The sequence below is a fragment of the Chryseobacterium sp. CG10_8 genome (assembly GCF_058117085.1).
Genome location: NZ_JBYVEB010000179.1, coordinates 1 through 3,477, shown reverse-complemented (window position 1 = coordinate 3,477; position 3,477 = coordinate 1). Strand labels below are relative to the sequence as shown.

Sequence of the window (3,477 nt, the reverse complement as noted above, 5' to 3'; positions counted from 1 at the left end):
AGGTTTGTAGTGGTATTGGAATTCTTTCAAAGTCTTGTTATTAACATCTACAATCTTTTGTAGTCTGTTAGCGGTGTCATAAATGTAGTACTCCCTGATTCCTGAAGGAGGTGTAATACTCCGTACTCCAATGAGTGGGTCGTAGGTGTAGGTGGTGATTTGGTAGTTAGCCAATGTAGAATCTCTCCTGAAAGTGTCTAAAGCGCTTAATAATGTGGTCTCATCATTGCCAGGTGTTGCATTTGCATCTGTATTGGAAGCAGTGATTATTGCCAAAGCAAGATTCTGAACTTGTGCATAAGTTGCGCCCTCTACTTTAGCAATAGGTTGGGTATCATAATATCCCCAAATAATACTCACAGGAATACCATCTTTAGTGGTATATTGCTGTATGTTGCCTTTATTATCATATTTGTCGTAAGTGATTTCCGTAGTAAGAGTATTTTGAAGATTGGTACTCCGTACTTCATAAGGCAGCGCCAGACCGGAGGTTTTGGTATCGGCTTCTGATTGAGAGGTAGGGTATTTGGTTTCTATTTGGGAGAGGGTCTTGGTTACACCATTGGCTGTTTTTATTGAAGTTGTCTCCAATGGAATACCTATCATATTTTTATCAATTAAATATTGGTTGCCTTTCTCGTGAGCGTAAGAATAAGTGGTTTCGATTTGGGATAGGTCAGGAGAAGTTACTATTTGTTTCCTTAACTGAATATGCTGAATTGAATTGTTGAAAAACTCTTTTTTAACAACTATAGAATCATTACCATAGTAGGAGGCTTGTTCCTGCGTTTTCAAAAAGTATTGGGGAATTGAAATATGAGAGTTGACTATTTCAAAAGATGCAGACAAACTGAAATTATTATCTGCTGCACAACTTCCCACGCCAACGTTTGTGTCTTTATGCATATAAACTTTGAAGTCATTTCTAGTTGAAGATTTTGTTGGATCTTCTACATAACCATTTATATTTCTTGAAATTAAATTGCCACTATTATTAAATATTTTCTCCTCTAATAATTTTCCCCTTTTATAATTGTTATTTTGCATGATTATGGAATTTTTACCATCAATAACAATATCAGGAACAACACTAAACTTAGATATTTTTTTTCCTTTCGTATTTCCTTGTTCATCTACATCTTTTTCTGTGACATATTCGTACGATAGGTTGTACTTTGTTGCACCACCATTGGAACTTGACCCATACGTTCTAGAAAAAGTATCAATTGTTACTAAATTACATCCATTATTCGATCCACAACACTCATTGTTGGAATAGTGATAGGTAAAATTGGTATCCCATGTTGTATTTAATTGTTCCTGATTTATCAATTTACCACTAACAAATGTACTTCCTGGAACAGTATAATCAAATGTTTTCCTATTGATGAAATTATTATTTGAATCCCTGTTTGTGATGTTTTTTATCCTTAGTCCTCCAGTGAGAACGGTTGTGTTTTTCGGAGAACTAGGGACTAATTGAAAACTTGCGGTTGCATACATGGTATGCCCCCAAACTCTCAATTCGCAGATAATATTTCCTTCCGTAACGATAAACTCTTCTTCTCCCTGTGAGGTATATTTGAGATTTTTATAATATGTATTTCCATTGTTATAGACATAAATACGAGCATAAGTATATTTTGAAGCAGTAACACCAGGATTAGAATTTGTGATGTTATATTTTATTAAAACCTTACCATTACTATAATTACTCATATTATATGATGCTGATTGTATTCCTTCACAACAATAGTTATAAATACAGGTAGAGCTACAGACATTTGCAGGAGGGGACATGTTGAAGTCTACTTCTCCTATTCCTGGAGCTTTGGTCCCGTTTCCTATATTGTTAAGAACTAATGATCCAATGTTGATAGGATTTCCATAGTGTATTGGTTTTCCATAGAAAGAATTGGTTTCATACTCAAATAACGTTTTGCCTTTCGTCGGATATTGGATAGATGTTAAAACTCCCATTTGGTTTGCTGATGTATTTACCTCTCTATTTGCAGAACCAAAAAAAGTATTTGGCTTTATATAGGTTTTAGGTATTAAATCAGAGTTATTGGCTCCATTGTAATAGCCAAAATAATCTTGTGCCTTACTATTTAATGTAGGAAGTGTTGTATTGTTATATTCAAACTGTGCCAAAGTGACATCATCTCCTGCCGTTTCTTCAACCACCTTCTCTAATCTTAATCGCCCTTGTTCCCCCCATGTATTATACTGAACGTTAAATAGGGAATAGTGAAATTTAATGAATTTAATTGTCAGGTAAGTATTGCCTGATTTCTTCTCAATAATTATTTGATCGAGATATTTTCCGGCATAACTTCCATAATTTTGTCCCAAAATAAATCTAACTCGTCCTTCACTAAAAACGATTTCGCTAATTTTTTTAGTGACAGAAGGTAAGTTTGTAAACATTGTGTTTGATATTGGGGCTAATTCTGGTGCTCGATTTGGATTAGAAGTGTCCTGAAATGTTTTGTATGCTTGACTTTGAGAATAATTGTAAAATGGTATGGTTTCAAATTGATTTTGATATTTTACTTCTATCGAATCTCTATTTAAAAGCATTTTAGTCATCAAGTACGCAGAGTCATAAGTTTCTTGTCCAGGATTTGTTGCTCTTGTCGCCCTTTCCTTTTCTTTAAAATGATATTGAATACCTGTTTTGTCGATTATTTCAAATTTTCCTTTTGTTAAATAATGAGCCCCCGTATTAATATTGACTTTATAGTCATCTTTAGGGAACTCTTCAACTTCATCGCCTAGGTAAAATTCACCGCTTACTGTAGGCAACTGGATTTGAAAAGCATCTTTCACCCATGAACGATTCAAATAGTTTGCTTTGAAAATATCAAAATTATAAGGATAATTTCCCATATAGTTAATCACGTAATTTACATCAGGTATATTATAGACTCCGGGTTCATTTTCATCTGGAGTGTCTCTAACATCAACACTTATCTGTCCCCCAGCTGACAAACTCCAACCCAGCCCAACCCAACTCGCCTCTTGTCCCACCTTTATTCCTGAGGCATGGTACATCAGTTTAATAGGGAGCTCAAGACCTGCTGACTTTACAGTGTATAATGGAAGTTCAATTTGAGGTAATCCCGTTGACATATCAACGGGATACGTTCCGTATTTGCCTAATTCTGAAACAGCAGGTGAAATAGGGTAGATTTTAGGAGTGTAAGATTCATTGTTTGATTGTCCCGCAGCAACGCCTGATAGTACAAAGAGATATATTAAAATTATCTTTCTCATAATTGTGTTTTTTACTTTTTAATAATTTTAGAATTAGCAGACTGGTTGTTGTTGGTTTTGACAGTGATGATGTAGGCACCTTGTATAAGTCCGGCGGTGTTAATTTTGGTAACTCTATTTTTAGAAGCAGTAGATTGGATGTGTTTTCCGCTCATGTCATAAACATCGATGACAGCATCTTCGAATTTAAATCCAATC

2 protein-coding genes are annotated in these 3,477 nt (G+C 34.8%); both read right to left on the bottom strand.

Annotated elements, in window-relative coordinates; all coding sequences use genetic code 11:
• The coding region (locus AC4AGG_RS15805) for a hypothetical protein (protein ID WP_489772985.1) at positions 1-3,279 on the bottom strand (3,279 nt) is incomplete at its 3' end.
• A gap of 11 nt (positions 3,280-3,290) precedes the next feature.
• The coding region (locus tag AC4AGG_RS15800; RefSeq protein WP_489772984.1) for a T9SS type A sorting domain-containing protein at positions 3,291-3,477 on the bottom strand (187 nt) is incomplete at its 5' end.